The organism is Cryobacterium sp. MDB1-18-1 (assembly GCF_004402735.1).
GTDB classification, from domain to species: domain Bacteria; phylum Actinomycetota; class Actinomycetes; order Actinomycetales; family Microbacteriaceae; genus Cryobacterium; species Cryobacterium glucosi.
Window position 1 is genome coordinate 1 of the sequence record NZ_SOFR01000003.1, and the last position, 24,026, is coordinate 24,026.

Below are 24,026 nucleotides of genomic sequence, written 5' to 3' on the forward strand. Positions count from 1 at the left end.
CCCCGCCCGCGCCCGGCGCACCCCCCGCTCCTCCGGCTCCGCCGGCTCCACCCGCGCCCGGCGCCGCGGTCTCTGCCGGCACCGCCGGCCCGGCCGCGTCCGCCGGCTTCGCTCCCCAATCGTCGTGGATCGCGACGCCTTCCGCGACCGAGAATCCGTACCAGGCCGACTACCGGAACCGGAACGGGATCCCGTCGGCGACGCCGGAGACCTACCCTGCGGCATCCGCTTACCCGGGCGCACCGGGCACGCCGGCAACCGCCGCGTACCCGGCGACCGCGGCGAGCGCGACGGCAGCGAACCAGTCCTGGCAGGAGCAGAACCGGGTGCGCTCCGAACAGAACCGTGCCTGGCGCGAGCAGAACCTCGCCTGGCAGGAGCGCCAGCCCCAGCGCCAGGCCGAACACGCCGCCTGGCGCCGCGGCCGCCGGCCGAGCGCCGCCCTCTCGGCGATCACCCTCGGGTTCGCACTGCTCGCCGGGGCGATCGCAGCGTTCGTCTACGCGCACGGGGTCTGGTCGAACTCCGCGTTCGTGCTCGGCCTCGCCGTCGCCCTCGGCGTCGCGGCGATCGGGATGATCGTGTCCGGCATCCGCGGCCGGGAGAGCGGGGCCCTCGGCGGGCTCGCGTTCCTCGCCGCGCTCACCCTCGTCGCCCTCGGCTGGATGCCGCAGGGCACCCAGTTCGCCTTCGCCGGCACCCACAACTGGGCCGTGCCCTTGTCCTCGGCCGGGGCTCCCCCCGGCTACGCGATGTTCGCCGGCACTCCGACCGTCGATCTCAGCGCCCTCGACAACGCCCCAGCGAAGGACGTCCGAACGATCGACGTCTGGCTCGGATTCGGTGTGACGACGCTCGTGCTGCCGAGCGACCGACCCGTCGAGGTCGAGGTCAACCTCCTCGCCGGCGTCGTGACGACCGGCGGCGAATCGGGCGACCCCGAGCGCGCCGGCGTCTTCATCCGCGACGTGCGCACCGTCAACGCCACGGATGCCCGGGCCGTCACCCACGTTCGGGTCTGGTCGTTCGCCGGCCAGGTCGACCTCACCCAGTCCGGCGCCCGCGTCGGCACCGCACGCTAGGAGTCCGCCATGACCGATCCCGTCACCCCGCCCACCGGTTCGGGCCGTCCCGGCGGTTCCGCAGAGCCGCCGGCGACCGGCGAATCGCCCGAGTCCGCCGGCTCCCCCAAGACCACCGCATCATCCGATTCCGCCGCACCCGAGACCGCGGTGCTCCCCCTCAACGCGACCATCCCCTTCCCGATTTCGGAGGCCGATACGGAAGTGCTCCCGTTCGACACGACGGACCGTTCCGGAAACGCCGAGACCGAAGTACTCCCGGCCGAGCCGGTCATTCCGGAGTTCACCGCATTCACCGCACCGCGGGAAAGCGCGATGCCTCTGGCACCGAGTGCCGCTGCGAGTGCGAGTGCGACACCTCCGTCCGGCTCGACGCCGCCGCCCACACCTCCGACGCCGACCGCGCCGACCGCGCCGACCGCGCCGACCGCGCCCGCTTACGCGGCTCCGGGCGCGCCCACCCCGGAGACATGGCCGACGGCGCCGGCGCGGCGGCGGCATCCGCTCTTCGGCACGATCTTCTGGGGAACGGTGATGCTCGCCTTCTCTGGCTTCATCATCTACCGCACGATCGTGCCCGGCGAGACCGACCCCGCGCTGTGGCTGCTTGGCGGCGTGATCCTGATGGGGCTCGTGCTCATCGTCGCGGGGATCGCCGCGGCCGCTCGCCGCGCGACCTGACCGGCCCCCGAGTTCGGACTCGGATGTCGGTTGAGCGCCCCGCCCCGTCCCGCGCGCCATTTCCGCCGCTACGCTACCGGCATGCCTGGCGCGGAGCGGCGCACCTGGCGCGTGAGAGCGGATGCCGGCAGGCGCGCGGCAGCGAAACCAGGAACTACAGGCCGAGGCCGACGAGCACAGGCTCCGGCTGCAGGATCACGCCGAACTCCGCCTGCACGCGCTGCTGCACGAAGCGGGCGAGCTGGGCGATCTCCTCGCCGCTCGCGCCGCCGGTGTTCGTCAGGGCGAGGGTGTGCTTGCTCGACACCGCGGCGCGGGAGCCGGGCAACCGGAAGCCGCGGGAGATTCCGGCATGCTCGATGAGCCAGGCCGCGCTGAGCTTGACGAGCGGAACAACCTCGACCGCGCCGGGCACGGGGCCGATCCCGTAGTAATCCTCGAGCGGGATCACCCGGTCGGGAAGCTCGGGGTCGTCCAGCGGCCAGCGCGGCGCGGACTCCGGCAGGGTCCGCGAGAAACTCAGGGAGACGATCGGGTTCGTGAAGAACGAGCCGGCGCTTGTCGCATCCGGGTCGCCCGGGTTGAGCAGCATCCCCTTCGCGGCACGCAGCCGCAGCACGGTCGCGCGCACGTCCGCGAGCGGCACCCGGTCGCCGACATGTACGCCGAGGGCGTCCGCGAGCTGGGGGAAGGCGAGGGGGCGGCTCAGCGCTGCCCCGAGAACGGATGCCTCGGTCGCGGTGTCCCACAGCTCCAGCTCGACAGCCACGACGAGGCCGCGGAGTCCGTGCTTGAGCAGCGACGTGCGGTAGCCGAGCTCGAGTTCTGCGGCGGGGATGCGGCGCCGTTCGCCGCTCTCGTAGTCGAGGAAGTCGATCGCGACGAGGCTGTTGGCGAGTTCCTGGCCGTATGCGCCGATATTCTGCACGGGCGCGGCCCCGGTGGAACCGGGGATGCCGGAGAGGGCTTCGATCCCCGACCATCCCTGCGCGACGGTGTGGGCGACGAGATCGTCCCAGGGTTCACCGGCCTGGACCCGCAGGATCACGCGGTCGGCGGAGCGCTCGACCGTGATGCCGCGGGTCAGCACTCGTACGACGGTGCCGTCGAATTCGGTGTCCGCCGCGACGGTGTTCGAGCCGCCGCCGAGCAGCAGCCAGTCCTCGCCGGACGCCCAGGCGTCCTGAACGGTCTCGATGAGCTCGTCCTCCGTCTCCGGCGCGAGCAGGAACAGCGGTCGCCCGCCGGTGCGGATCGTGGTGAGGTCGGCGAACGTCGTCGGCGCAGCATCCGCCGGCACCATACCGGCGGTCACGCCGTGCCCGGCGTCCGTTTCGGCCTGCCCGGACGCGGGCGCCGACGCTGGTGCGGGCACCGAACCGAAAGCGGGGTCCGTCATCGGGGGCCTAGGCGAGCGAGACGCGTGCCTGCGCCTTGCCGAGGACGGTCTGGTCGTTCGCGGTGACCGTGAGGTCGATGCGCACGATGCCGGCATCCGCTTCGATGCGGCCGACCTTCGCGACCACGGACACGACGGCGCCGAGCGTGGGATCGACGAGCACCGGGCGGGTGAAGCGCACCTGGTAGTCGATGACGCGGGCGGGGTCGCCGGCCCAGTCGACGACGGGCTGCACGGCGAGGCCCATCGTGAGCATGCCGTGGGCGAGCACGCCGGGCAGGCCGACGGAGACGGCGACGTCGTCGCGGTAGTGAATGGCGTTGAAGTCACCGGATGCCCCGGCGTACCGCACGAGGGAATCGCGCGTCAGCGGGAAGAGGCCGGTGGCGACGATCTGGCCGAGGGTGAGCTCATCGAGTGCGGGCGTGGCCGCGGGTTCCTGGGTCATTCGTCTCCCCTGACGACGAGGGTGGATGTCGCGGTGACGACGTGGGCGCCGGTCGCGTCGACGACGCGGGACTCCGCGGTGACCATCGAGTGGCCGCCGAGGCTCTTCACGCTCGCGACGGAGAGGGTGGCGGTCAGTTCGTCACCGGCGACGATCGGGCGGCTGAAGGTGAAGCGCTGCTCGCCGTGCACCACGCGGCTGAAGTCGATCCCGCCGTCGGGCTCGGCGAGGAGCTGGGCGAGGGTGGCCTCCTGGACGACGACCGCGAAGGTCGGCGGGGCGACGACGTCGGCGTAGCCGGCCGCACGGGCGGCCGCCGGGTCGTGGTTGATCGGGTTGCGCGCGAAGACGGCACGGGAGAACTCCCGCACCTTCTCCCGACCGACGAGATAAGGGGCGACGGGCGGGAAGACCCGGCCCTGCAGTTCGGGGTTGACAGACACACGAGGAGTTTACCGGGCAGACTGGATCCGTGGAATTTGTACGCGTACGCCTGACCGACGCCGAAGTGGTCCCCCTGTTGAGCGATCTCAATCGCGAATACACGCTGCGGTACGGCGGCGGCGATGACGTTCTCGAGGACAAGGCCGCGGATTTCGCGGCACCCGATGGCGGGTTCATCGTGCTGCGCGAGGGCGACGTGACCGTCGCGGGCGGCGGCATCCGTCGGTTCGATGCCGACACCTGCGAGGCGAAACGCCTGTGGACAAGCCCCGCCTACCGCAGGCAGGGGTACGCCGCCGCGGTTCTCGGCGCGCTCGAAGACCTCGCCCGCGAGCTCGGCTACTCCCGACTGCGCCTCGAAACGGGCTACCGGCAGCCGGAGGCTCTCGCCATGTACCGCAGCCTCGGCTACACCGAGATCGGCAACTACGGCGTCTACGAGCATGCGACCGGCTTCGAGCGGATGCTGGGCGCACGCACGATGTGACGCGGCCGTAGTGGCCCCGTGGCCTCCCGGGCAGTACCGTGGGGAGTGCTATGCATAACAAATTAGAGCCACACCCCGACCTTCCCATCGACCTTCCGACGGCCGAGCGCATCCACGCGGCCGTCGAGCACTACGGCGAGACCGCGGTGGTCGACAGTTCCGTGGCCTTGTTGCGCGCCAAGAACGCCGGCAAGGACTTCCTTCTGTACGCCGGCGGCCGCCACGCGCTCGGCATTCTCGAGGGCGCCCCTGCGCTGTACTGGCCCGAGCTCTGGGGCGCGCGTGCGCTGCTCTACGTCTGGGGAGAGTCGGCCGCGCCGTACATCGTCGTCGGGCTGAACAACCAGGCCTGGCGGGTGCGCGAGATGTGCGCCCGCGTCGTGCAGCTGCGCGAGCTGCAGGTCGCCCCGAAGCTCGTGCGTCTCACGACGGACGAGGTGCCGCGCGTGCGCGCCGCCGCCCTGCACGCGCTCGCCGCCCAGGGCACCGAGGAGAACCTCCCCACGATCGTGCAGCGCCTGCGCGACCCCGACAAGGAGGTGCGCCGCGCCGCCCAGCAGGCCCGCGATGTGCTGCAGGAACGCTGGCAGCTGTCCCGCGACCCGAGCCAGGGCGAAGAACAGACCCACGGCACGAAGCACAGCCACGGAACGAAGCACAGCCACCCCGAGCGCTGACCCCAGCCGCGGGCGGGTAACATCGCGCTGGTGACGGATGCGGGGCACGCCCGCAGCAACAGGGGGTCGGATGTACCAGCGCTTCATCGCCATGGGCGACAGCTTCACCGAGGGGGTCGGCGACGAACTCCCCGACGGGCGGTTGCGCGGCTGGGCCGACCTCGTCGCGCTCGGGCTCGCCGCGGCATCCGCTGCCCCGGTCTCGTACGCGAACCTCGCCGTGCGCGGCCGGTTGCTCGGCCCGATCGTCGCCGAACAGCTCGAACCCGCGCTCGTCCAGGCGCCCGACCTGCTGTCCATCTGCGGCGGCGGCAACGACATGATGCGCCCGCGCGTGGAGATTTCGCGCGTGGTCGGGCTGATGAGCGAGGTCGTCGAGGCCGGGCTTGCGCACGGCGCGCACATGCTCGTGCTGAGCGGCGGCAACCCCTCGAAGCAGCTCCCCCTCGGTGCGCTCATGCAGCGCCGCGGCGACCAGCTCGCCGACGCCGCCCGCGCGGCCTTCACCCGGCCCGGCGTCACGCTCGTCGAGAACTGGGCGGATGCCCGGCTCACCGATACCCGGTACTGGTCGGCGGACAAGCTGCACCTGAACGCGAGCGGGCACACCCTGATCGCGTCCAATGTGCTCACGGCTCTCGGCGTACCGGTTCCTGCGGAGTGGTCGGCGACGGATGCGTCGGGGGCCCCTGCGGCCCCTCCGGCCCAGCGGATGCGCACCGCGGCTTACTACCGCGGCTACGTGTTGCCGTGGATCGGGCGGCGCCTGACCGGCAAGTCCTCCGGCGACGGCCGCGAACCCAAGATCCCGCTCCTCACGGCCGTCGACCCCGCCTGAACGACCCCCGCACGCCCTGAGGTGTCGCATATCGACGTTCCTGAGCCTTGGGAACGTCGATCTGCGACACCTCACGAGGCCCGCCACCCACGCGCTGAAGTGTCGCATATCGAGGTTCCTGAGCCCCGGGAACGTCGATCTGCGACACCTCACGGCCGCTCGGCGGCGCGGCTCAGAGGGCGGGCGGCACGCGGAGCAGGGCTCCCTCCGAGCGGCAGGTCGCGGCCGCGATGCGCATGGCGCTCGCGAGCAGATGTTGCCAGCCTGCGGCATCCGTCGGGACGCCGTCACTGAGGAAACTCTGCACGCTCGACGCCAGGGTCGCGTCGCCGCCGCCCATGGTGTCGACGACCGCGCCGGGCAAGGACGCGATCGGCTCGCTCACGAGCAGGCCGTCGTCGGTCTTGATCGAGGCCCCTGCGCGGCCAGCGGTCGCGAGCACGTGGTGCGTTCCGCTCGCGACGAGGCGCTCGCGCAACTCCTCGAGGCTGCTGCCGTAGAGGAGCTCCGCGTCCTCGTCGCCGACCTTGGTCAGCAGGCTGCTCGCTGCGGCGCGCTCGAAGTTCTCCACGAAGCGGGCCTTGTCGTGCAGCATCCCTGCCCGCGGATTCGGGTCGATCACGAGGCGGTGCTCGCCGTCGCCGACCGCGGCGAGGAACTCATCCGTCTGCGCGGTGTCGTCGAACGGGAAGCAGCTGACGACGACGAGCGGCGCGGCATCGAGGGCGGCGCGCTCCCGGGGACCGAATTCGATGCGCCGCTTCTGCGCGGCTTCGTTGAAGGCGTATCTCGGCTCACCGTCGGTGCGGTCCGACGTCGCCCGGGAGCTCCCGAAGGGTCCGGGCGTCGCGATCAGCTCCACGTCGTAGCTGGCGATGAAGTCCCGGAGCACGGCGCCGTCTGCGTCGTCGCCGACCATCGCGATCAGGGTCGTCGGCACGCCGAGGATGGCGAGGCCGACGGCGACGTTGAGCGCCGCCCCACCGGGGAACTCCTGCACTGAATCGGGTTCGCGCATCTCGTCGATGAGCGCGTCGCCGACGACGACGACGCGCGGGCGGGTCGCCCCAGCACCCGCAGTCTCGGTGTCTGGCGCTGTCTGGTTTTCTGTCATTTCGGTCTCATCTCCCCTGATCCGCGAGTGATCAGCTCGGTTGGTACAACATAGGTTCTCCCGGCGGAGCGGTCTCCGTCGAGTCGGGCAAAGATCCGTGCGGCAGCGAGCCGGCCGATCTCGTGCGGGTTCTGCGCGACGACCGTGACGCCCGGTTCGAGCAGGTCGGCAAGAGGCACGTCATCGAAGCCGACGAGCGCAACCGTGTGGTGTGCGCCCCGCTCGCGCAGGCCGCGCACCGCGCCGATGGTGATGAGGTTCTGGCTGCTGAACACGGCGGTCGGCGGATGCTCCGACTCGAGCAACGCGATCAGCGCGCGGTTCGCGGCGTCCTCGTCGTGCAGGCCGGTGATGACCGGGATGTCCGCGGTCGCGACCCCGGCCCGCCCGAGTTCTTCGAGGAACCCGCGGCGGCGTTCCTGCGCCGTCTGGATGTCGGCCCGGTCGCCGAGGAAGGCGATCCGCCTGTGCCCGTACGAGAGCAGATGCCGCGTCGCGGCCGCCGCACCCGCCGCGTTGTCGCTCACGACGACATCTGCTTCGACGCCGGCCGGCTCGCGGTCGACGAAGACGACGGGAGTGCCGCGGCGCAACTCGGGCAGGAGGTAGCTCTGGCTCTTCGACACGGTCGTGAGGATGAGGCCGTCGACGCGACGGCGCAGGAACGCGGACACCGCGACTTCTTCACGGTCGGGGTCGTCGTCGAGGCTCGACGCGAAGACCGCGACGCCGCGGGCGTTGGCCGCGTCCTCGACGGCGCGGTGCATCGCGCCGGAGAACGGGTTGCCGACGCTGCCGACGAGCAGGCCGAGGGTGCTGCTGCGGCCGTCGGCCCTGCGCAGGTTGCCCGCATGCAGGTCCGGGTGGAAGTCCAGGCTCTCGGCCGCGGCACGCACCCGGGCGATGGTGGCGGGCGACACATTCGGTTCACCGTTGATCACCCGGGAGACGGTCTTCACGCCGACCCCGGCGAGCGCTGCAACGTTCTTCATCGTGGGGCGGGCACGCGGGTCGACGACGTCCACCGGGCTCGCAGCCCAGTCTTCCGGTCCTGACATCGATGTCACAGTTTGGTCTCCGCCTCACGATTGCACTTGACCTTATTACATTCACCGCTGAAGATGATCACTGACATCGTTGTCAGGGAGCACCCTCCCCCCTAGCAAGAGGAGATTCAAAGATGAATCGCACCACCACACAATCCACCGTCACGCGGATGATTGCCGCCGCTTCGGTCGCCACGCTCGCCACGATCGGCTTCGCCGGTTGTTCCTCGAACGCCTCGAGCAGTTCCACCACGGGGGCCGCCTCCGGCCCGATCGGCGTCTCGCTCATCGTCAAGACCACCACCAACCCCTTCTTCGTCGCAATGGAAGACGGCGCCAAGAAGGCCGCAGACGCGGCCGGCGTCACCCTCACTCTCGCTGCCGGCAAGGCAGACGGCGACGAGGCGAGCCAGATCACCGCCGTCGAGAACGCCATCTCCAAGGGCGACAAGGGCATCCTGATCACCCCGACCGGCCCCAGCGTCGAGGACGCGCTCGTCAAGGCCCGCGCCGCCGGCCTCTTCGTGATCGCGCTGGACACGCCGCCGACGAACAAGGATTCCGTCGACATCACCTTCGCGACGGACAATTACCTCGCCGGCCAGGACATCGGCAAGTGGACCGCTGCAAAGCTCGCCGGCCAGAAGGCCACCATCGCGATGCTCGACCTCTTCGGCGACAAGATCGTCTCGGTCGACGTCAACCGCGACCAGGGCTTCCTGGACGGGATGGGCATCAACACGGCCGACAAGGCCAAGAACGGTGACGAAGCCAAGACCGGAACGTACAGCGGCGGCGACTACGAGATCGTCGGCAACGAGCCCACGAACGGCGCGGAGGACGGCGGGCGCACCGCGGCCGAGACGCTCCTGAGCAAGAACCCGAACATCAACGTCGTCTACACGATCAACGAACCCGCAGCTTACGGCGCCTACCAGGCGTTCAAGGCGGCGGGCAAGACCGACATGATCGTCGTCTCGATCGACGGCGGCTGCGCGGGCGTCAAGCAGGTCAAGGACGGCATCATCGGTGCGACCGCCCAGCAGTACCCGGTCAAGATGGCCGAACTCGGCGTGCAGGCGATCGTCGACCTGATCAACAAGGGTGCGAAGCCGACCACGAGCCCCGGCCTCGACTTCTACAACACCGGTGTCGCGCTCGTGACCGACGCCCCGCAGACCGGGGTCGACTCGATCGACACGACGAAGGCATCCGGCATCTGCTGGGGCTAGCCAGAGCCGCTACCGCTCCCGTGGGGTGCCGAGAATCGATTCCGGCATCCCACGGGGCTTCCCTGTAGGCGTTTAGGAAACCGGAGCCCATCGTGACCCAGCCCACCCAAACCGCGAACCCGGCAACGGGCCCGCATGACCTGGCCGAGGAATTCCTCGACCGCACCACTCCCCTCAGCCGGCTGCGCGGCCTCATGCACCGCTACCCGGCGATCAGCCCGGCCGTCGTGCTCGTCATCGCGATCATCGTGTTCGGGATGCTCAACGAGCGGTTCCTCAACCCGGCCAACCTCTCGCTGATCACACAGCAGGTCGCCGTCGTCGGCACCCTCGCCATCGCCCAGACCCTGATCATCCTCACCGCGGGCATCGACCTTTCCGTCGGCGCTGTGATGGTGCTCAGCTCGATGGTGATCGCCCAGTTCACGGTGCAGAACGGCGTCTCGCCGGTCGTGGGCCTGCTCGCGGGGCTCCTCGTCGCACTCGCGGCCGGCGCCTTGAACGGCTTCCTCGTGACGCGGCTGCGGCTTCCCCCGTTCATCGTCACCCTCGGCACCCTCAACGTCTTCGTGGCGCTCACGCTGCTGTACTCGAACGGCGCGACGGTCCGCGGCGGCGACATGCCCGACCTCCTCACCTGGACGGGGACCACGTTCTCCATTGGCGGGGTCAACTTCACGATGGGCGTGCTGATGATGCTCGTCCTCTACGTCGTGATCGCCTTCATCCTCTCCCAGACCGCATGGGGCAGGCACGTCTACGCCGTCGGCGACGACAAGGAGGCTGCCCGCCTGGCCGGCATCAGCGTCAGCCGGGTACTCATGAGCGTCTACCTCGCCGCCGGGGCGATTCTCGCGATCGGCGCCTGGATCCAGATCGGCCGCAGTAACGCGGCCTCGCCGAACGCGGGCACCGACCTCAACCTCGACTCGATCACCGCCGTCGTCATCGGCGGCACGAGCCTCTTCGGCGGCCGCGGAACGATCTGGGGCACCCTGCTCGGCGCCCTCATCGTCGGCGTCTTCCGCAACGGGCTCTCCCTCGCCGGACTCGATGTGCTCTGGCAGACCTTCGCGGTCGGCGTGCTCATCGTCCTTGCTGTCTCCGTCGACCAGTGGATTCGAAAGGTACGCAAATGACCCTCCTCGATGGCAGCACATCGTCGGCCGCAGGACCGTCCGTGGTCCGAGAGCCGATCCTCACGGCAACGAAGCTCGTCAAGACCTACGGCCGCGTCGTCGGCCTCGACGGGGTCAGCCTCGAGCTCTACCCCGGCGAGGTCCTCGCGATCATCGGCGACAACGGTGCGGGCAAGTCCACCCTGATCAAGTGCCTGACCGGCGCCGAAGTCGCCGATGAGGGCGAGATCACCCTCGACGGGAAGCCCGTGCAGTTCAAGCGGCCCCAGGACGCGCACGCCGCCGGCATCGAGACGGTCTACCAGACCCTCGCCGTATCCCCGGCCCTCGACGTGGCCTCGAACCTCTTCCTCGGCCGTGAACTGCGGCGTGCGGGCCTGCTCGGTTCGGTGTTCCGCATGGTCGACAAGAAGGGCATGCGGAAGCGTGCGCGGCAGGAGCTGGCCGACCTCGGCATCAGCACCCTGCAGGACGTCACCGTCGCGGTCGAGAACCTCTCCGGCGGTCAGCGCCAGGCGGTCGCCGTCGCGCGCGCGGCGGCATTCGGTTCCAAGGTCGTCGTCCTCGACGAACCGACGGCGGCCCTCGGCGTCCGCGAGTCGAACCAGGTGCTCCAGCTGGTCAAGAACCTCCGCGACCGGGGCATCCCGGTCATCCTGATCAGCCACAACATGCCGCACGTGTTCGAAGTCGCCGACCGTATCCACATCCAGCGCCTCGGCAAGTGCGCCGCGACGATCACGCCGCAGTCGCACTCGATGACGGATGCCGTCGCGATCATGACCGGGGCCAGGAAGGCATGACCATCACACCGCCCACGCATCCCGGCGAGCCCGTCGCCCTGTACGCCGAATTCACCGCCCTCCCCGGCCGCGGGGACGAGGTGGCCGCGCTCCTCGCCGGCCTGACCGTCGACGTTCGCCGGGAGCCGGGCAACGTGACCTTCGACCCGCACCGCCGCGTTTCGGACCCGCTCGAGTTCTTCGTGTACGAGGTGTACCGCGACGCCGAAGCGTTCCAGGCGCACATCACGGCGGCCTACGGGGCCGTGTTCAACGCAGCCCTCGGCGACCTGATCGAGGGCGAGGGATCGGAGCTGACCTGGCTGACTCCTCTCACCGTCTGATTTCTGCGAGGGCCGATCGTTGGGCATCCTAGAAGCGGATGCCCGACGACCGGGCGTCCCGAAAGGTAACCATGCGCCTCATCCTGATCCGGCACGGCCAGACGGTGTCCAACGTCGGTGGTCTCCTCGATACCGCGCACCCCGGCGCCGACCTCACGCCGCTCGGTCGTGAGCAGGCCGGGAATCTCGTGGCCGCCCTCGAATCGGTGACGATCGACGCCCTCTACGTCTCCACCCTCGTACGCACCCAGCAGACCGCGGCACCGCTCGCGGCGGCACGGGGACTCGAGGCCCGCGTCCGCGAGGACATCCGCGAGGTCGCAGCCGGCCACCTCGAGGGACGCCACGACCGGGCCGCCGTTGACGCCTATTGCACGACGTTCCTGGCCTGGGCGAACGGCGACCTCGACACCGTGATGCCCGGAGGAGAGTCCGGCAGGGACACCTTCGCCCGGTTCGACCGGGTCGTGACGGAGGCCGACGATCTCGGGCACGAGACCGTCGCCTTCGTCAGCCACGGAGCGATCCTGCGCGCCTGGACGGGGTACTCCTGCAGCAACCTCCACGCCGGCTACGTGTCGGACAATCCGCTCAGCAATACCGGCACGATCGTCGTCACCGGTTCGCCGCTCACGGGGTGGACCGCGGAAAGCTGGATCGGCAGCGTCCTCCCCGAGGTCCTGACGAGTGCCCCCGCCTCGTCCGGACCCGCCGGACTGCCGGCGGACCGTGGATTCTGAGCGCGCCCACCGGTTCTCTTTTCGGCGTACCTAGGCTAATCTGATGCAACTGTACGACACCGGATCGCTCGGACTCGGCCTCGCCGCATCCCGAAGAATGGACAACACGATGAGCATTGGCGCCGGAATCTTCCTCCTTGTCGTGGGAGCGATCCTTGCATTCGCCGTCGATCTCCAGGTCGCAGGAATCGACCTGAAGACGATCGGTTACATCCTGATGCTCGCCGGACTTGTCGGAGTCATCCTCGGCATCGTGCTGATCACGCGGCGGCGACAGTCCGTTTCAACGACTCGGTCCGCCGTCGATCCTGCCAGCGGTGAACAGATCACCCGGCAGACGACCGAGCGCGACCCGCTGATCTGAATTTCCCAGGTTCGGGATATCCCGGCGAACCGAAACCTCGACACTGACAGGGTCAGATGACCGCGAAACCCACAGGGCTTCTTGGCCACCGTTACCAGCTCAAGGAGCTGATCGGACGCGGCGGCATGGCGTCCGTCTACCGGGCCGCCGACAACAGGCTCGGCCGGGATGTCGCGATCAAGGTATTCACGACCGTCGCCATCGAACAGGACGACATCCAGCGCCAGCAGGCCGAGATCAACGTGCTTGCAAGCCTCAGCCACCATAGCCTCGTGACGCTCTTCGACGTCGGTGTGCACCGGGCCACGCCCGACCGACGCCAGATCTTCCTGGTGATGGAGCTCATCGACGGCGTCGACCTCCGGGAGCGACTCCTCGAAGGTCCGCTGTCGGTGCGGAACATCTCCCAGGTCGGCTATGACCTGGCCGAGGGCCTCGAGTATATCCACGGGCGAGGCATCGTGCATCGGGACATCAAGCCGGCGAACATCCTCCTCGCCCAGTACAGCAGCCGGTTCCGGGCGCGCGCCAAGCTCACCGACTTCGGCATCGCGCTGTCCCCGGCGAGTGAGCGCCTGACCAACGGCGGCATGACGTCGGGAACGGCGGCGTACCTCAGCCCGGAGCAGGCCAGAGGCGAGGAAGTGGGACCGCCGAGTGACATCTACGCTCTCGGACTGGTGCTCCTCGAGTGTTTCACCCGGGAACTCGCCTTTCCCGGCCAGCCGGTTCCGGCGGCCGTCGCCCGACTCCTGCGCGATCCGGTGATCCCGGCGTCGATATCGCCGGCCTGGCGCGACCTGCTGTCCACCATGCTCGCCAGGGACCCCGCCGACCGGCCGGACATCGGCGAGGTGGTGCTCGCGCTCCGCCAGGCCGTGATCACGGAGACGGGCAGGCACCGGGGCGAGGAAACCAGTCCCCTCGTGACGGACGAAGCAGGGCGGATGGCTGCGGTCGCGCGCCTGCAGATCCTCGACACGCCTCCGGACGGAACCTTCGACCGGATCACGGCACTCGCCGCCAGGATCTTCTCGGTGCCGATCTCCATCATGAGCATCGTCGACCAGGACCGGATCTGGTTCAAGTCCCATGCCGGGCTAGACCTCGAACAGATCTCCCGAGACCCTGGCCTGTGCGCCTCGGCGATCATGCAGGACAGGCCCTGGGTGATCGAGGATGCGCGCACGGATGTCCGCGCCCTCGCGAATCCCCTGGTCTCCGGTGGTTTCGGCCTGCAGTTCTACGCGGGCGTTCCGCTGCGCACCCGGGACGGATTCAACCTCGGCACGCTGTGCGTGCTCGACTTCGAGCCGAGAACCGTGACGGATGCCGAGATCGAGACCCTGGGCGACCTCGCCGCCCTGGTCATGAACGAACTGGAACTGCGGCTCGAGTACGGCAGGGACCTCACCCGGCCCGCACCGGCATCCGCCGGGGCACCGTAAGGATCGCGAGTCCCGTCACAAGCAGCAGGATGCCGCAGATGGTCGCGGGAGTGAAGTCCTCGTGCAGCAGAAAGATTCCGAGTGCGGTCGCCGTCACGGGTTCGACAAGCGTGAGTGTCGATACCTGCGAGGCCGGGAGGCCCCGCAATCCGCGGGCGAACAGGGTGTATGCGAGGGCCGTCGTCACGACCGCGAGCCACGCGGCCGTCGCCAGCCCGGCCGGTTGGGCGAGCCAGGCCGGATTGCTTGCGAGAAGCACGGGCAGCATCAGCACGGCGGCCGCACCGAAGGTGGCGCCCATGGCTGTGGTGGGCGACCAGCCGCGATCGAGGAGCAGCTTGGTGCTCAGCGTGTACACGGCGTAGGACGCGGCCGCACCGAGTGAGCCCGCGATCCCGAGCGCCGTCACGGGACCGCCTCCCCCGCTGTAGAGCCCGGAGAGCGCTGCCACCCCCGTCGCCGCAACGAACGTCGCACACGCCCAGCGGATGCCCGGGGGCCTGCGGAACCAGCCCCACTCGAGCAGTCCCGTCAGCACGGGAGCGGATCCGAGCGCGACGAGGGTGCCGACCGCGACCCCGTTCTGCGCGGTCCCGGTGAAGAAAGCCGGCTGGTACGCGGCAACGCCCGCAGCCCCGAGGAGCACGAGCGCCCCGCTCGAGCCGCGCAGCCGGCCGCGGACGCGCCCCAGCTCGCGGTCGCTGTCGCCGTCGCGGTCGGCCCCGGCCCCGGCCGACCGCCTCCGGCGCTCAGCGAGCGCCACCGCGAACGCGAGGATCGTCAGGAGCGCGCCGCCGAACACGATGCGCGCCGCGCCGAGAGACGTCGCACTCGCCTGGGCACCGCCGAGGGCGCCGAGGGCCTGAGCGGTGCCCGTCGTCCCGAAGCACACGGCCGCAAGTACGATCAGCCACCTCGAAGCCCGCACGGTCATACGTCATTGTTCCATGCGCCCTGCCGCTGCCTGCCACCGTGAGATGGACGGTCGAGATGCACCGTTCCGGTCGAGTGTTCCCGTTCTGCCGGTGGCTCTCGACCGGAAAAGGTACATCTCGGAGGGCACACTCAGGTCGTGGGCAGCCGCATCCGGTCGAGGTCGCCGAGAAGGGTCCTGACCCGCGCCTCGATCTCGTCGCGAATCGCCCGGACGCCCTCCATCGGGAGTCCGACGGGGTCGGCGAGGTCCCAGTCGAGGTACGTGCGGCCGGGATAGACCGGGCACGCGTCGCCGCAGCCCATCGTGATCACGTAGTCCGCCGCCCGGACGACCTCGTCCGTCAATGGCTTGGGGTACTCGCCCGCGAGGGGAACGCCGATCTCGTCGAGCGCGGCGACGACCATCGGATTGACCCGGCCGGCCGGAGCCGACCCTGCCGTCAGGACCCGCACGCGATCCCCCGCGAGCGACCGCAGAATGGCCGAGGCGAGCTGGGATCGTCCTGCGTTCTGAACGCAGACGAACAGCACGTCCGGAACGTCGGGAACGTCCGGAGAGCCTGGAGAACCCGGAATGCCCGACGCGCCCGACGCGTCCGTCGCGAAGAGACCGTTCGTCGCATTCCGGCCATCCACCGCGGCCAGCGACTGCAGTCGGTCGCCGGCGAAGCGCGCCGTGAACGAGGGAAGATAGCGGGTGATCTTCGCCTGCCGGGCGAGGAGTTCGTAGCTCTCCCGCACGTATCGGCCGACGGTTTCGTGCGCGAACGTGCCCCGGAACCGGGTCGCGAGGTCGTCCGTGATGCGCGCCAGCACGGGCGCGGCCACGACGGCCGCGATCGGGTCGGTGTCGCTCCTGGTCGTCTCGAGAACGTCGCCGACCCGCTCGGGCACGACCGAATACCAGACCTGACGCCCGACCTGATCCCGGGCGAGCAGGCCTTCCCCGGTCATGATGCGCATGTGATGGCTGACGGTCGGCTGGCTCAGTCCGAGTGCCGTGGCGAGTTCGCCGACGAGTGCGCGGCCGTCCGGCCGGCCGACGATCATGCCGAGCAACTGCACCCGGGTCGGGTCGGCCATCGCGCGCAGGCCCCGGGCGATGTCCTCGGCGGCCGCGCGGTCGAGCGGCCGCAGCGCGTCCGGATCGGGGCCGGCAAGGTCTGTTCGCATAGACGCGAGTCTATGCGACCGGGCAGCGGATGCCCCTGGCGACCCGGCGTGCCACCTGGCCGGCGGCCCGCGCGCCTACTGGGACGGGTCGAGGGTGAACAGCTCCGGGTTGGTCTGCCGCACCGCGGCAATGTCGTTGAAGACACGGCGCAGGTGCTCCCGCATGGCGCTCGCGGCCGCATCCCCATCGCCCGCCGCGAGCGAGTCGGTGATGACCTGATGCTGGTCGATCAACACGCTCATCCCGGTGAAGGACAACGACAGGTGCCGCGCCCTGTCGAGGTGCGCCTTGGCCTGGGCGACGGTCCGCCAGGCGGAGCCGTGGCCGCTGATGCCCATCAGGGTCGCGTGGAACTCCTCGTCGAGGGTGAAGAAGCCGGACTGGGTCTTGCGGCTGTCCGCGATCCGCTGAGCGTCGATGATCGCGTTCAGTTCGGCGATGTCGTCGGGCGTCGCGCGGGCGACCGACTCGTTCAGGGCAGCGAGCTCGAGGGATTCCCGCACGAACTGGGCCGTCTCGATCTCGGAGAGCAGGATCGGCGCGACGAGCGTTCCGACCTGAGGGACCACGAAGACGAGCTGCTCCTCGGCGAGGAGGATGAGGCTCTCGCGGATCGGGGTGCGGGACAGCCCGAGCTGGCCGGCGAGCTCGTTCTCGGACAACCGGGTGCCGGGGGCCAGGTCGAGCGTGATGATCTTCTGGCGGATGATCTCGAGGGCGTGCGTGCGGGCGTTGCGCCGTGTGGTCGCGGGCCTGGCCCGAAACGCTCCCGAATCCATCGTCATCTTTCTAGTATGAGGCGCTGGTGTTCTTGCATGGTACGGCGCAGTCAGGTGGGCCCGGAAGTCCGGGCCCACCAACCGGGCGGCTCAGGCCCTGGAGGCCTTGTCGATGGCTTCCCACAGCCCGTTGAGGTACGCGATTCCGAGCGCACGGTCGTACAGGCCATAGCCCGGGCGCCCGGTCTCGCCCCAGATCATCCGGCCGTGGTCCGGACGGATGTACCCGTCGAAGCCGACGTCGTGGAAGGCCTTCATGATCTCGTAGATGTCGAGCGAACCCATCTCCGAAAGGTGCGCGGCCTCCTCGAAGTTGTCGTTGCCGAGGTGCTTGATGTTGCGCACGTGGGCGAACGGCACCCGGTCGCGACCGGCGAAATAGCGGATGAGCGCGGGAACGTCGTTTTCCGGATTCTCACCGAGGCTGCCGGTGCAGAGGGTCAGCGCGTTGTGCGGGCTGTCGACCATTTCGACGATGGCCTTGAGGTCGTCGAAGTTCTTCACGATCCTGGGGAGGCCGAAGATCGGCCGGGGCGGGTCGTCCGGGTGGATGGCCATCTTGATGTCGTACTTCTCGCAGGTCGGGATGATCGCCTCGAGGAAGTACCGCAGGTTGTCGGAGAGCTTCTTCTCGTCGACATCCGCGTACTGGGCGAACAGGGCCTTGAGGCCCTTCATGCGCTCGGGCTCCCAGCCCGGCATGACGTATCCGTTCGAGTCGCCCTCGACCGATGCAGCCATGCCCTCGGGGTCCATGGTGTCGACGATGGACTGGTCATAGGCCATCGTCGTCGAACCGTCGGGAAGCGTCCTGGCCAGCTCGGTGCGCACCCAGTCGAAGACCGGCATGAAGTTGTAGCAGATGACCTTGATGCCGAACTCGGAGAGGTTCCTGATGGTCTCCTTGTAGTTCTCGATGTACGCGTCGCGGCTCGGGAGCCCGATCTTGATGTCGTCGTGGATGTTGACGCTCTCGATCACCTCGAGGCTCATCCCGGCTTCCTCGATCTGTGCTTTCAGCTGGGCGATCTTGGCTTTGGGCCAGACCTCGCCGACCGGGACGTCGTAGAGGGCGCCGACGACACCTTCGACGCCCGGAATCTGCCGGACCTGCCCGAGCGTGATCTTGTCGTCGTCGGGTCCGAACCACCGGAATGTCATTTGCATGATGCTGTCTCCTCTGTGTTGCTTGTGGTGCTGTTGCTTGTGGTGCTCGCGTACTTGTGCAGCGTGCTGCGAACCGCCCCGGGGCCCGCGACGAGTTCTTCGACGTACCCCTCGATCCGCGCACCGAGTCCGGTGTCGTACAGGTTCAGCCCGAAGATGTCCCGGTTGGAGAGGATCGGATGCAGCCGCCGGCCGACGCTTGCCGGGTCCCCGAGCCTGATGTCACTCACGTACCGGCGCAGGTGCTCGTTCATCGGGTCCGGGCTCAGCTCGAACGGCTCTCCCCCGTCGTCGAGTGCGAGCAGGTAGCGGCACCAGCCGGCGATGGCGAGCGGAATGAACGTCAGATCGTCGGCGGCGCCAGTGTTCCGGTAGAGCTTGATCGTCTCGCCGAAGCGGATGCCGACCTTCTGCGAGGTGTCGGAGGCGATCCTCTGCGGGGTGTCCGGGATGCGCTTGTTCGGCAGCCGTTCCCCCACGACCTGGTCGAGGAAGCTCTTCGGGTCGATGATGCCGGGGTTCGTCACGACGGGGAGCCCCTCGCGGTAGCCGATCCCCGTGATCAGGGCCGAAATGTCGGCGTCTGCGGTCTCGTCGGCGATCGACGTGAAGCCCAGCAGGCATCCGTAGATCGCCATGGCCGTGTGCAGCGGGTTGAGGCAGGTGCACACCTTCATGCGTTCGACCTTGTTGACGGTGTCGCGGTCGGTGAAGTACACGCCGGCCTTCTCGAGCGGCGGACGGCCGTTCGGGAAGGTGTCCTCGACGACGAGGTAGTTGACTTCCTCGGTGTTCACGAAGGGCGCCGTCGTCGTGTGCTTCTGCGTGACGAGGATCTCGGTGTCGCCGAATCCCGCTGCCTGCAGCTCGCCGGCGACGGAGGCCGACGGGCCCGGCGTGATCCGGTCGATCATGCTCCAGGGGAATGCGACCTTCGCCGGGTCGGTGAGGTAGCCGAGGTACCCGTCGTCGACGAAGCCCCTGTCCTTCCAGGCCCGGGCGACCACGAGGATCGCGTCGCGGAGCTTCTCGCCGTTGTGCGAGAAGTTGTCGGTGCTGACCATCGCGATCGGGGTCGCGCCGGCCCGGTAGCGCTCGAGGAGAAGCGAGGCCAGGTGCGCCATGGTGTGCCGCGCGTGGTCCGGGCCCGCCTCGATGTCCCCCAGCACGAGCCCGGAAAGTTCGCCGTCCGGGCCCTTCAGGTTGTAGCCCTTCTCGGTGATCGTGACCGTGGCGAGCTGCAGGCTCGGGTTCGCGAAGATCGCCCTGACCCGCGCGGTGCCGGCCGGGTTCGACTCCGCGAGGTACTGGCTCTCGGTGATGCTCGCGATCAGTTCCTTTTCGATGTCCCCGTTCGCCTTCATCACGACGGTCAACGAGAGGTTGTCGCGACCCTGGTAGATCGTCTCGATCAGTTCGTCGTCGTAGGTGTCGACGACGACGATTCCGGTCTCGCTCTCACCGGCGTTGAGCAGTCGCTGCTGCAGCGAGGCGTGCAGGCAGCGGAACAGGTTCCCGCCGCCGAAGTGGATCCAGGCCGGGTTCGCCGTGGTGGCTCGCGTGACCGCGGCGCGGTCGAAGTGCGGCACGGTGATACCGGCCGATTCGAACGCGGCGAGGTTCTGCATGGTTTCGGTCGTGAGCATCAGCATCAGTTCTTGGCTCCCGCCGTTGTCAGTTCGACCTGGATCTGCTCGAGCGTCTTGCCCTTATTCTCCGGGACGAGCTTGTACGTGCCGGCGTGTGCTTTGGGTTGTGCTGGTGCGTGTGCGACGGTCATTGTCGCCACCTTCCTGGGGATGGAGCTCGTCCCGAGACGGATGGTCCCTGGTTGCTTTGACTACTACCATACTAGTGTTCCACAGGAATGGCTAGGACAGTGCCGCGGGCGTGCCGGACGCACCGAGCGCGGGTGCTCCGCCGCAACGCGGGTGGCGCACCACCAGCGGAACGGCGCAACACCCGCGCTCGGTGCGCGAAGGTCGCCGCCTACAGGCCGGAGGCGACTTCGAAGGCGTCCCAGATCCCGTACATGATGTTCGACACCCTGCGGGCATCGCCGAGGAGGTGGATCTCCTTGCCGGAATCGAGAATGCTCCGGTACAGCGTGTTGTTCGAGGCGTAGCCGACCGAGAGGATCACCGATTCGCTCGCGATCTCCCGCTCGATGCCGCCGACGTCCACGACGACGCCCTGCGGTGTCGCACGCAGCACCGTGGCCGACGTCACCGTCGCGATGCCCTTGAACGGAATGAGTTCGTGCAGCATCATGTGGTTCGCCTCGCACAGCGGCCCGGACACGTCGAGGATGTCCTCGGCCTGCTCGACGATCGTGACGTTCACCCCGTGGTCGGCGAGGTGCAGGGCGAGCTCGCACCCGACGAGGCCGCCTCCGACGATCACGGTTGTCGCGCCCGGGTCCGAGACGCCCTCGAGCACGTCGGCGGCCGAGAACACCGGCACGCCGCCCGGCAGTGCGAAGAGCCGTGGCACCGAACCGGTGGCGACGATGATCTCGTCCGCGGCGGATGCCTCGATCATCGTCTCGTCGACCGGCGCATTCAAGTGCACCTCGACTCCGAGCTCGGCGAGCGTGGCCTCGTACCAGCGGATCAGCGCGAGGTCGTCCTCCTTGAAATCGGGGACACCTCCCGGAATCAGGTTTCCGCCGAGGGCAGCGGAGGCCTCATAGATGACGGGCACGTGCCCGCGCAACGCGAGCACCCTGGCCGCCTCGCAGCCGGCGACCCCGCCGCCGACGATCATCACGTTCTTGGCCCGGAGCGCCGGGTGCAGGCGCCATTCGGCTTCGCGTCCGCACTGGGGGTTGACCGCGCAGTTGATGGCGGCGAACGCTTCGATCCGGCCCATGCACCCCTCCTGGCAGGAGAGGCATGGGCGGATCAGGTTCTGGTGCCCGCTGTGCAGCTTGTTGACGTAGTCGGCGTCGGCCAGAAGTGGGCGGCCGAGCGAGACGAGGTCCGTCGCGCCGTCCTCGACCGCGGCGAGCGCGATGTCCGGGTCGTCCATCCGGCCGGCGCAGATGACCGTGATGCCGACCGCATCGCTGACCGCCTTGGCGAAGGGCACGTAGAGGCCCTTCTTCTGGTACATCGGCGGGTGGTTCCAGAACCAGGAGTCGTAGGTGCCCACGTCGATGTCGAGGGCGTCATATCCGTACTCCTCGAAGAGGCGCGCGGCCTCGAGACCTTCCGGGAGGTCGCGACCCTTCTCGACGAAGTCCTCCCCGGGAAGGCCGCCCTCTCGCCAGTCCTTCACGAACGACTTGGGGCTGAATCGCAGCGTGACCGGGTAGTCGGCGCCGCAGCGTTCCTTGATTTCGTCGACGATCTCGCGGGCGAAGCGCAACCGGTTGTCGAGGCTTCCGCCGTACGCATCCGTGCGCTGGTTATAGAAGGAGGTCGCGAACTGGTCGAGGAGGTACCCCTCGTGCACGGCATGGATCTGCACGCCGTCGAACCCGGCGCGCTGGGCGAGCACCGCGGAATCGCCCATGCTCCGCACCGTCGCGTGGATCTCCTCGACCGTCATCTCGCGGCAGATGGCCTCTGACCAGCGATGCTTGATCGGCGACGGCGCGACCGGCTGCGCGCCGCCCTGGAGGAAGGCGGTCATGATGACCCGACCGAAGCCGGCGCCGAGTTGCAGCACGATTTTGGCGTCGTAGGCGTGCACCCGCTCGACGAGTTCACGGCTGGTGCGGAGGAACGCACCGGGATTCCGCATCGGCATCGGCACGCTGCCGTTCGGAAACTTCTCCGCCGGGTTGGTGACGGGCGTGATTCCCGTGATGATGAGCCCGACGCCGCCGCGGGCTCGCGCGACGTAGTACTCGATGCCGCGCGAATTCCAGCCGCCCTCCGCATCGGAGAAACCGAGGGGCCCCATCGGCGCCATCGCGAATCGGTTCTTGAGCTCCATCGACCCGAGGTTCGTCGGTTCGAACAGGCGGCGATATCGAACGGATGCGCGGGGCGGCGCCGGAGAGGCGGGTGCAGCGGATGCTGGTGGTGCAGTCTTAATCGTTGGGACAGTCAGGATTGACGTAGCGGTATCCTCCTTGGTTGAGTGGATCCGCCAACATCGTTGTCAAGGGTGCAGCTTCTTCGGCGAAGCCGCGACGGTCCCTCCCTCCTCACGGTACGCTCAGCGCGGCGATGCGGACCGCAGAAACGGCCGAATCGGAATCTGTCAGGCTCAGTGCTCGTGCCGGTGGTGCATGTCCGGGTAGTGCTCGTGCGTGTGGGTGATGGCTTGGTGCGTGTGTTCGTGCTTGTGCCAGGTTCCCGGCGAGACCGGCTCGGCATGGTCGTGCTGGTGATGCTCATCGTGAGTGTGCCAGTGGTCGTGCGTGATCGGTTCGTGCGTGTGCTCGTGCTCGTGGCGCTCGGTGAGGTGAAGCCAGATCCCGACAGCCATCAGGAAGCCGGCGATGACGAGAGGCCACGTCACGGCGTCACCGAGAATGATGGCCAGCACCGCGCCGAAGAATGGCGCGATCGAGAAGTACGCCCCGGCCCGCGCCGTACCCACATGGCGCATTGCGACGATGAAGAGAACCAGGCTGATGCCGTAGGCGAAGAACCCCACGACGAGGGCCGCAGCGATGTTTCCAGCTGCCGGGAGGTGCGCACCGAGGAGGAAGGCGAGCGCCAGGTTGACCGGGCCGGCGACGGAACCCTTGACGGCGGCGAGCCACGTCGCATCCGTCAGTGCGATCTTTCGGGTGAGGTTGTTGTCGAGGCCCCAGCAGAGGCACGCGCCGAGGATGGCGAGGGACGGCCAGGCGCTTCCGAAGTTCGCCCCGCCGGGAGCGCTCAGGATGACGGCCCCGGCAACGATCGCGAGCATTCCGAGGGCGATGCGCCGGTCGAAATTCTCTTTGAAGACGAACCAGGCCAGGAGTGCGGTGAAGACACCTTCGGCGTTCAGCAGCAGCGATGCGCCCGAGGCCGGCATGTTCGAGAGGCCGAGCATCAGGAGCACAGGGCCGAAGATCCCGCCGAACAGGATCGCACCCGACAGCGGCACCCACTCGGCGCGGCTGAGCCGCACCCGGGGCGACCGGCGAACGACCCGGATCAGGCCGAGGCCGATCCCGGAGCCGCAGTACAGCAGGCCGGCCAGCATCCACGGACTGACCTCGCCGAGGAGGATCTTGGCGAGCGGTGTCCCGGCACCGAACAGCACCGCGGACACCAGCGCCGCCTGGACTCCCCGGTTGGCGAGGGCACCCGCCCTCGAGCCGTTCTCCGGTGATGAAGTATTCATCCGCACAGTCTCTCAGACGCATGGGCGACCACACTCGCGACGTCGGCGAGACTACCGGTTTCCGAGACGGCCACTCCTCAACAAAGTGCTTCTGACCGGGTTATCCACAGGTGATTTGCGGGCGTGCGGATGCCGGTGGAATGTCGGTGGTGGTCCGTAGAGTGGCCGGTATGACAGCTGAAGAACCCTCAACTATTCGTTCGGAAAGCACGGCGGAACCCCCGCCCGGGACCCCTCCCGACTCGTACCTGAACCCCCGGCATCTGAGCCTTGTGGAGCCGCCCCTCGCCGATTTCTATGACGCGATCCGGGACGCGGACCGGGAAATCAATCAGGCCACCGCTCGCCGGGCGGCCGCGGTCTACACCGCCCAACGGGTGCTCGCCGATGTCGGCCGGGCCCGGGCGGAGGCC

25 protein-coding genes and 1 pseudogene are annotated in these 24,026 nt (G+C 68.8%); 13 read left to right on the forward strand and 13 right to left on the reverse strand.

What is annotated here, in order from left to right; translation table 11 throughout:
* Positions 1–1,082, forward strand: a pseudogene (locus tag E3O50_RS00415) (hypothetical protein); the annotation flags it as partial.
* A gap of 9 nt (positions 1,083–1,091) precedes the next feature.
* On the forward strand, positions 1,092–1,763 hold the full coding sequence (locus E3O50_RS18965) for a hypothetical protein (RefSeq protein ID WP_166790700.1): 672 nt from the start codon (positions 1,092–1,094) through the stop codon (positions 1,761–1,763).
* A 154-nt stretch (positions 1,764–1,917) separates the two neighbouring features.
* Here the strand turns inward: E3O50_RS18965 and E3O50_RS00425 are convergent, their stop codons facing one another.
* The 3 genes from E3O50_RS00425 to E3O50_RS00435 form a co-directional block, all read right to left on the reverse strand.
* The gene (locus E3O50_RS00425) at positions 1,918–3,066 is read right to left on the reverse strand and encodes a UDP-N-acetylmuramate dehydrogenase (RefSeq protein ID WP_134560353.1); all 1,149 of its coding nucleotides are present in this window, start codon (positions 3,064–3,066) and stop codon (positions 1,918–1,920) included.
* Between the two features lie 103 nt (positions 3,067–3,169).
* Positions 3,170–3,610, reverse strand: a complete 441-nt coding sequence (locus tag E3O50_RS00430; protein WP_134560347.1) for a MaoC family dehydratase — start codon at positions 3,608–3,610, stop codon at positions 3,170–3,172.
* Positions 3,607–4,053 (reverse strand): MaoC family dehydratase N-terminal domain-containing protein, encoded by a 447-nt coding sequence (locus E3O50_RS00435; RefSeq protein ID WP_134446663.1) that lies wholly within the window; start codon positions 4,051–4,053, stop codon positions 3,607–3,609. The genes E3O50_RS00430 and E3O50_RS00435 overlap by 4 nt, the downstream gene beginning before the upstream one ends.
* 29 nt (positions 4,054–4,082) lie before the next feature.
* On the opposite strand from E3O50_RS00435, the gene E3O50_RS00440 reads away from it, so the two are divergent.
* The 3 genes from E3O50_RS00440 (at position 4,083) to E3O50_RS00450 (ending at position 6,056) form a co-directional block, all read left to right on the forward strand.
* Entirely contained in the window at positions 4,083–4,541 is a 459-nt protein-coding gene (locus tag E3O50_RS00440; RefSeq protein ID WP_134560349.1) for a GNAT family N-acetyltransferase, read from the forward strand.
* 50 nt (positions 4,542–4,591) lie between these two features.
* Positions 4,592–5,218 carry a HEAT repeat domain-containing protein gene (locus tag E3O50_RS00445; protein ID WP_134446661.1) on the forward strand — a complete coding sequence of 209 codons (627 nt, stop codon included), beginning with the start codon at positions 4,592–4,594 and terminating at the stop codon, positions 5,216–5,218.
* Positions 5,219–5,288: 70 nt separating this feature from the next.
* On the forward strand, positions 5,289–6,056 hold the full coding sequence (locus E3O50_RS00450) for an SGNH/GDSL hydrolase family protein (protein ID WP_134446889.1): 768 nt from the start codon (positions 5,289–5,291) through the stop codon (positions 6,054–6,056).
* A 172-nt stretch (positions 6,057–6,228) separates the two neighbouring features.
* Here E3O50_RS00450 and E3O50_RS00455 read toward each other — a convergent pair whose 3' ends face one another.
* Positions 6,229–7,170, reverse strand: a complete 942-nt coding sequence (locus E3O50_RS00455) for a PfkB family carbohydrate kinase (protein ID WP_134446660.1) — start codon at positions 7,168–7,170, stop codon at positions 6,229–6,231.
* On the reverse strand, positions 7,167–8,162 hold the full coding sequence (locus E3O50_RS00460; RefSeq protein ID WP_134446887.1) for a LacI family DNA-binding transcriptional regulator: 996 nt from the start codon (positions 8,160–8,162) through the stop codon (positions 7,167–7,169). Before E3O50_RS00460 ends, E3O50_RS00455 begins: the two co-directional genes overlap by 4 nt.
* Positions 8,163–8,350: 188 nt before the next feature.
* Here E3O50_RS00460 and E3O50_RS00465 point away from each other — a divergent pair, with 188 nt between their 5' ends.
* From E3O50_RS00465 to E3O50_RS00495, 7 genes are all read left to right on the forward strand, one after another.
* Positions 8,351–9,448, forward strand: coding sequence for a substrate-binding domain-containing protein (locus E3O50_RS00465; RefSeq protein WP_134446659.1), 1,098 nt, complete (start codon positions 8,351–8,353; stop codon positions 9,446–9,448).
* Between the two features lie 92 nt (positions 9,449–9,540).
* Entirely contained in the window at positions 9,541–10,587 is a 1,047-nt protein-coding gene (locus tag E3O50_RS00470) for an ABC transporter permease (RefSeq protein WP_241975475.1), read from the forward strand.
* Positions 10,584–11,390 carry an ATP-binding cassette domain-containing protein gene (locus E3O50_RS00475; protein WP_134446658.1) on the forward strand — a complete coding sequence of 269 codons (807 nt, stop codon included), beginning with the start codon at positions 10,584–10,586 and terminating at the stop codon, positions 11,388–11,390. The genes E3O50_RS00470 and E3O50_RS00475 overlap by 4 nt, the downstream gene beginning before the upstream one ends.
* Positions 11,387–11,713, forward strand: coding sequence for a putative quinol monooxygenase (locus E3O50_RS00480; RefSeq protein WP_134446657.1), 327 nt, complete (start codon positions 11,387–11,389; stop codon positions 11,711–11,713). The genes E3O50_RS00475 and E3O50_RS00480 overlap by 4 nt, the downstream gene beginning before the upstream one ends.
* 71 nt (positions 11,714–11,784) lie before the next feature.
* The gene (locus tag E3O50_RS00485) at positions 11,785–12,453 is read left to right on the forward strand and encodes a histidine phosphatase family protein (RefSeq protein ID WP_134446656.1); all 669 of its coding nucleotides are present in this window, start codon (positions 11,785–11,787) and stop codon (positions 12,451–12,453) included.
* 109 nt (positions 12,454–12,562) lie between these two features.
* Positions 12,563–12,817: a DUF6458 family protein gene (locus E3O50_RS00490; protein ID WP_134446883.1), complete on the forward strand. Its 255-nt coding sequence runs from the start codon at positions 12,563–12,565 to the stop codon at positions 12,815–12,817.
* Between the two features lie 56 nt (positions 12,818–12,873).
* Positions 12,874–14,265 carry a protein kinase gene (locus tag E3O50_RS00495; RefSeq protein ID WP_134446655.1) on the forward strand — a complete coding sequence of 464 codons (1,392 nt, stop codon included), beginning with the start codon at positions 12,874–12,876 and terminating at the stop codon, positions 14,263–14,265.
* Here the strand turns inward: E3O50_RS00495 and E3O50_RS00500 are convergent.
* The 8 genes from E3O50_RS00500 to E3O50_RS00530 all read right to left on the reverse strand — a co-directional run bounded on the left by E3O50_RS00500 (position 14,228) and on the right by E3O50_RS00530 (position 23,613).
* The gene (locus E3O50_RS00500; protein WP_241980932.1) at positions 14,228–15,193 is read right to left on the reverse strand and encodes an EamA family transporter; all 966 of its coding nucleotides are present in this window, start codon (positions 15,191–15,193) and stop codon (positions 14,228–14,230) included. The genes E3O50_RS00495 and E3O50_RS00500 overlap by 38 nt on opposite strands.
* A gap of 137 nt (positions 15,194–15,330) precedes the next feature.
* Positions 15,331–16,374 (reverse strand): metalloregulator ArsR/SmtB family transcription factor, encoded by a 1,044-nt coding sequence (locus tag E3O50_RS00505; protein WP_134560423.1) that lies wholly within the window; start codon positions 16,372–16,374, stop codon positions 15,331–15,333.
* Between the two features lie 75 nt (positions 16,375–16,449).
* Positions 16,450–17,160 carry a GntR family transcriptional regulator gene (locus tag E3O50_RS00510; RefSeq protein ID WP_241975479.1) on the reverse strand — a complete coding sequence of 237 codons (711 nt, stop codon included), beginning with the start codon at positions 17,158–17,160 and terminating at the stop codon, positions 16,450–16,452.
* 84 nt (positions 17,161–17,244) lie between these two features.
* The gene (gene uxuA / locus E3O50_RS00515) at positions 17,245–18,321 is read right to left on the reverse strand and encodes a mannonate dehydratase (RefSeq protein ID WP_134446652.1); all 1,077 of its coding nucleotides are present in this window, start codon (positions 18,319–18,321) and stop codon (positions 17,245–17,247) included.
* Positions 18,312–19,967: a mannitol dehydrogenase family protein gene (locus E3O50_RS00520; protein ID WP_241975478.1), complete on the reverse strand. Its 1,656-nt coding sequence runs from the start codon at positions 19,965–19,967 to the stop codon at positions 18,312–18,314. Before E3O50_RS00520 ends, uxuA begins: the two co-directional genes overlap by 10 nt.
* A 5-nt stretch (positions 19,968–19,972) precedes the next feature.
* On the reverse strand, positions 19,973–20,101 hold the full coding sequence (locus E3O50_RS19775) for a hypothetical protein (protein WP_255454104.1): 129 nt from the start codon (positions 20,099–20,101) through the stop codon (positions 19,973–19,975).
* Between the two features lie 209 nt (positions 20,102–20,310).
* Positions 20,311–22,416, reverse strand: coding sequence for an FAD-dependent oxidoreductase (locus E3O50_RS00525; RefSeq protein WP_347237717.1), 2,106 nt, complete (start codon positions 22,414–22,416; stop codon positions 20,311–20,313).
* A gap of 123 nt (positions 22,417–22,539) precedes the next feature.
* The gene (locus E3O50_RS00530) at positions 22,540–23,613 is read right to left on the reverse strand and encodes a DMT family transporter (protein WP_134446649.1); all 1,074 of its coding nucleotides are present in this window, start codon (positions 23,611–23,613) and stop codon (positions 22,540–22,542) included.
* Between the two features lie 170 nt (positions 23,614–23,783).
* Here E3O50_RS00530 and E3O50_RS00535 point away from each other — a divergent pair.
* On the forward strand, positions 23,784–24,026 hold a 243-nt coding region (locus E3O50_RS00535; protein ID WP_134564536.1), incomplete at its 3' end, for a hypothetical protein.

What these genes read in the sequence shown, in the direction of transcription:
- E3O50_RS18965 (WP_166790700.1), top strand. Translation starts at nt 1,092, where the DNA reads ATGACCGATCCCGTCACCCCGCCCACCGGTTCGGGCCGTCCCGGCGGT.
- E3O50_RS00425 (WP_134560353.1), bottom strand. Translation starts at nt 3,066, where the DNA reads ATGGTGCCGGCGGATGCTGCGCCGACGACGTTCGCCGACCTCACCACG.
- E3O50_RS00430 (WP_134560347.1), bottom strand. Translation starts at nt 3,610, where the DNA reads ATGACCCAGGAACCCGCGGCCACGCCCGCACTCGATGAGCTCACCCTC.
- E3O50_RS00445 (WP_134446661.1), top strand. Translation starts at nt 4,592, where the DNA reads ATGCATAACAAATTAGAGCCACACCCCGACCTTCCCATCGACCTTCCG.
- E3O50_RS00450 (WP_134446889.1), top strand. Translation starts at nt 5,289, where the DNA reads ATGTACCAGCGCTTCATCGCCATGGGCGACAGCTTCACCGAGGGGGTC.
- E3O50_RS00455 (WP_134446660.1), bottom strand. Translation starts at nt 7,170, where the DNA reads ATGACAGAAAACCAGACAGCGCCAGACACCGAGACTGCGGGTGCTGGG.
- E3O50_RS00460 (WP_134446887.1), bottom strand. Translation starts at nt 8,162, where the DNA reads ATGAAGAACGTTGCAGCGCTCGCCGGGGTCGGCGTGAAGACCGTCTCC.
- E3O50_RS00465 (WP_134446659.1), top strand. Translation starts at nt 8,351, where the DNA reads ATGAATCGCACCACCACACAATCCACCGTCACGCGGATGATTGCCGCC.
- E3O50_RS00475 (WP_134446658.1), top strand. Translation starts at nt 10,584, where the DNA reads ATGACCCTCCTCGATGGCAGCACATCGTCGGCCGCAGGACCGTCCGTG.
- E3O50_RS00480 (WP_134446657.1), top strand. Translation starts at nt 11,387, where the DNA reads ATGACCATCACACCGCCCACGCATCCCGGCGAGCCCGTCGCCCTGTAC.
- E3O50_RS00485 (WP_134446656.1), top strand. Translation starts at nt 11,785, where the DNA reads ATGCGCCTCATCCTGATCCGGCACGGCCAGACGGTGTCCAACGTCGGT.
- E3O50_RS00490 (WP_134446883.1), top strand. Translation starts at nt 12,563, where the DNA reads ATGAGCATTGGCGCCGGAATCTTCCTCCTTGTCGTGGGAGCGATCCTT.
- E3O50_RS00495 (WP_134446655.1), top strand. Translation starts at nt 12,874, where the DNA reads ATGACCGCGAAACCCACAGGGCTTCTTGGCCACCGTTACCAGCTCAAG.
- E3O50_RS00505 (WP_134560423.1), bottom strand. Translation starts at nt 16,374, where the DNA reads ATGCGAACAGACCTTGCCGGCCCCGATCCGGACGCGCTGCGGCCGCTC.
- E3O50_RS00510 (WP_241975479.1), bottom strand. Translation starts at nt 17,160, where the DNA reads ATGACGATGGATTCGGGAGCGTTTCGGGCCAGGCCCGCGACCACACGG.
- uxuA (WP_134446652.1), bottom strand. Translation starts at nt 18,321, where the DNA reads ATGCAAATGACATTCCGGTGGTTCGGACCCGACGACGACAAGATCACG.
- E3O50_RS00520 (WP_241975478.1), bottom strand. Translation starts at nt 19,967, where the DNA reads ATGCTCACGACCGAAACCATGCAGAACCTCGCCGCGTTCGAATCGGCC.
- E3O50_RS19775 (WP_255454104.1), bottom strand. Translation starts at nt 20,101, where the DNA reads ATGACCGTCGCACACGCACCAGCACAACCCAAAGCACACGCCGGCACG.
- E3O50_RS00530 (WP_134446649.1), bottom strand. Translation starts at nt 23,613, where the DNA reads ATGAATACTTCATCACCGGAGAACGGCTCGAGGGCGGGTGCCCTCGCC.